The sequence below is a fragment of the Acinetobacter sp. YH12227 genome (genome assembly GCF_013417785.1).
In the GTDB taxonomy this organism is placed as follows: Bacteria; Pseudomonadota; Gammaproteobacteria; order Pseudomonadales; family Moraxellaceae; genus Acinetobacter; species Acinetobacter gandensis.
The window spans coordinates 1-3,512 of sequence record NZ_VPDH01000138.1 but is presented as its reverse complement, the minus strand read 5'-3'; the positions used below and the strand labels follow the sequence as shown (position 1 = coordinate 3,512).

3 protein-coding genes and 3 pseudogenes are annotated in these 3,512 nt (G+C 39.5%); 3 read left to right on the top strand and 3 right to left on the bottom strand.

The genetic code is table 11. From position 1 onward, the window contains the following. Positions 1–100, top strand: a pseudogene (locus FTV09_RS17275) (IS1 family transposase); the annotation flags it as partial. Between the two features lie 154 nt (positions 101–254). Then, complete coding sequence (locus FTV09_RS17270) at positions 255–1,373, top strand: S41 family peptidase (RefSeq protein ID WP_180058971.1); 1,119 nt, start codon at positions 255–257, stop codon at positions 1,371–1,373. 7 nt (positions 1,374–1,380) lie between these two features. Here FTV09_RS17270 and FTV09_RS17265 read toward each other — a convergent pair whose 3' ends face one another. After that, positions 1,381–2,550: a glycerate kinase gene (locus FTV09_RS17265; protein ID WP_180058970.1), complete on the bottom strand. Its 1,170-nt coding sequence runs from the start codon at positions 2,548–2,550 to the stop codon at positions 1,381–1,383. Between the two features lie 83 nt (positions 2,551–2,633). On the opposite strand from FTV09_RS17265, the gene FTV09_RS17260 reads away from it, so the two are divergent. After that, positions 2,634–3,083, top strand: coding sequence for a carboxymuconolactone decarboxylase family protein (locus FTV09_RS17260; protein ID WP_180058969.1), 450 nt, complete (start codon positions 2,634–2,636; stop codon positions 3,081–3,083). Between the two features lie 74 nt (positions 3,084–3,157). Here the strand turns inward: FTV09_RS17260 and FTV09_RS17255 are convergent. Together FTV09_RS17255 and FTV09_RS17250 are read right to left on the bottom strand one after the other, a co-directional pair. Next, positions 3,158–3,385 (bottom strand): annotated as a pseudogene (locus FTV09_RS17255) (DUF308 domain-containing protein); the annotation flags it as partial. Between the two features lie 27 nt (positions 3,386–3,412). Then, positions 3,413–3,512, bottom strand: a pseudogene (locus FTV09_RS17250) (IS1 family transposase); the annotation flags it as partial.

Here is a 3,512-nt window from a genome sequence, read left to right as displayed (position 1 = left end):
GCGCGGTTTTAGAAGGAGTTGTAATTTTTCAAAAAAGATTGAAAACCATTTTAAAGCTTTCGACTTAACCTTTTTTTACATCAATAATGGCTTCATTTAATGTCAGCATACTTTTTGAAACACCACCAAAATTTTAATTGTTTATACAGTAAAAAATCAGTAGATTTACAATTCAATATCATTAGAAAAACAAAGACCTAGTTAAAACCATAGGCTTATAACTTTAGAAGATAATCATCTCTAGGAATAATGACATGTTCAATAGATTTTCACAGCTTTCATTGTTGGTAATGAGTAGTAGTTTTTTTCTATGCCCAAGTATTCAAGCTGCGGATGAACTTAGCCCCATGACACCTAGTCAGTGCCAAAAAGATTTTAACTTTAGCTCTGAATTTATACTCAAAAATGATGCAGGTATTCGAGCAAAAAACTGGGACAACTATCCAGAAAATCTTCAAAAGGTCATAAATGAGCAAAACGCTAAAATTACACAAGTAAACTCGGTCGATGCCTGTAAAGAAATCACCAATCACTTTCTTAAATCTATCCGTAAAGGCCATCTGAGCTTAGGCCGAAAAACCATATCAGAAGCCATCACACAGAGTTCAACAATACAATTAAGCAATCTCGTGACCACGCAAAAATTATCTGAACAGACAACCTTAATTACCATTCCAACTTTTGATCTGTCTGTTCAAAATCAACTTGAAAAGATCATTCAAGACAATCAAAACCAAGTGTTAGACGCACGCTATTTAATTCTTGATCTACGCAAAAACTCAGGCGGTTTTGATACATCAGCACAACCCCTTTATCCACTTTTAGGAGCAGCTGAATATTGGTTTGAAATACCCCAAATTTATGCATCTACAGATAATATTCAATCATGGAAAGAAACAGCCAAAACCTTACCTGATGGGGAAATCAAGGTAGAATTTAATCGTATGATTGGTAAACTTGAAAGCAACAAAAATAGCTGGGTTGGGATGAAGAAGCAGAAAGAAGAAAAATATGTGATCGCCCATTCAGACGTCAAAGCTATGCCCCAAAAAGTTGTTATTCTATCAGATGAAGAATGCGGTAGTTCGTGTGAAATGTTTATTTTAACCGCACGTCAAAATCCGAATGTTTTGGTCATGGGGCGTAACACTTATGGGGCTTTAGATGCATCGAATATTCGAACTATCAAAACGCCATCTCAACAATTCACTTTGTATTATGCAACTACATTTATCCACCGCCGTATAGGACAACAAATTGACGACATTGGTATTCCACCCCATATTCGTCTCGCTAAACCGCAAAATCCAACTGAGTACGATGCAGAAGTCAAATTGGCACAGCACTATTTAGAAAATAACTTATGGAAGTAACACCTTATCAGAACCGATCTATCTTAAAAGAAGTAGGTTCTGATCTTTTACATATAGAATTGATGAGATCTGTACAACTTTTTTCTAAGTATGTTTCCGCATATTTTAATGCATCCTCCAGCTTACAATCTGGTGGATTAATCCCAACAATCTGTGTGAAACCTAAATCATAGAGTTCTGCTATTTCCTCACCCACTAGACCAGTAAAGGCGATCACAGATTTATTATACTTTTTTGCAACTTGCGCCACACCAAATGGTGTTTTACCGAACTTGGTTTGATAATCAATTTTCCCTTCACCAGTGAGCACATAATCTGCCTGTGCTATTTTTTCCTTCAACTGACTTTGTTCAATGACCAATTCCACACCTGATCGCATCGATGCACCTGCAAAAGCCATCAACCCAAAACCTAGTCCACCTGCAGCACCTGCACCTGCTGCATCACGTAAAGCACAATCCAGAGTCGCTTCAACGACATCGGCATAATGACTGAGCTTCTGATCTAACTGACACACCATCTCCTGCGTTGCGCCTTTTTGCGGGCCAAAGATATAGGATGCACCATTTTCACCACATAATGGATTAATGACGTCGCTGGCAATGATGATCTCTGTATGCGTTAAACGTGAGTCGAGCTGCGTCAAATCAAGACTTTTAATTTGATCTAGACAACCACCACAAACTGCTACTTCCAAGCCTTTTTCATCTAAAAATTGTGCCCCCAAGGCCTGCGCCATACCTGCACCGCCATCATTGGTCATACTCCCGCCCAAGCCAATGATAATTTTACTTACTCCGACGTCTAGAGCAGCCAGGATCATTTCGCCCGTACCATAAGTGGACGTCAATAAAGGATTCCGCTGAGCAATATCCACAAGATGAATACCATTGGCTTTTGCCATTTCAATTACCGCAGTTTGCCCACCGTCAATCAAACCGAAATACGTCGTCACACGTTGATTGGGCAAAGGACCTGTAAGCGCTATCGCCACTTTTTCACCGTGGCAAGCACTGAGTAACGCATCTACAGTTCCCTCACCACCATCTGCCATTGGCACAGCGATGACATTTGCATCTGGTATGAGCTTTAAAATTGCACGCTGCATCGCGTCACAGGCTTGTTGAGCACTCATACTTTCTTTAAATGAATCGGGCGCAAGAACAAAAGTGGTCATCTAAATGCTCAAAATAAAACTTGTCCTCAACCATAACGGTTTTAAAATAGCAGGTATATCTAAAAACATCAGAAAGGCTCGAAATGTCACGAATCAATCTAGGTCAGTCTGCACCTGAGCTATATAAAAAAGTCGCAGAACTTGATGCACTGGTAATGCAAAAAATAAATGAAGCAGGCCTAAGTGAAGGACTAGCTCATTTACTCAAATTACGTGCATCCCAAATCAACGAATGTGCATTCTGTATTCGCATGCATGCGCAAGATGCACTTAAAACAGGTGAAAGCATTGAACGTATTAGCCTACTGAATGCATGGCGTGAAACAGCGTACTACGATGAAAAAGAACGTGCGGCTTTAAGCTTGATCGAAGCGATTACATTGATTGCCGAAGGCCAAGTTCCTGATGCAGTTTATGAAGATGCCTTGCCATTTTTAACGGACGATCAAATCAGTGCGATTGAATGGCTCGCAATTGTCATTAACACATGGAACCGAATTGCAATTAGTAGCCGCTATAGCGTGAAACCTTAACGGGTTGCACATTTCAAGTGAATAAAAAAAGAGTGCTGAGGCACTCTTTTTTATTTATAGGATCCGCAAGCAGTTTACTGCTCTGCCGAGCTTTTCGGTACTTCACGTCGAATATAAGAAGCCAAAGTAAGGTAGTTGACCCCTTGGAATAAAATATCAACCGCCAAGAATAATCCTAATACCCAAAATGGCGCATCAGGTGACATCAAAATAATAACACCTGTCACCAAAGTTAAAATGCCTGAAAAGAGTGTCCAACCCCAACCTTGAAAGGCACGGAATAACAGCGCATTAAAAATACGGGTGGTGTTTCAAAAAGTATGCTGACATTAAATGAAGCCATTATTGATGTAAAAAAAGGTTAAGTCGAAAGCTTTAAAATGGTTTTCAATCTTTTTTGAAAAATTACAACTCCTTCTAAAACCGCGC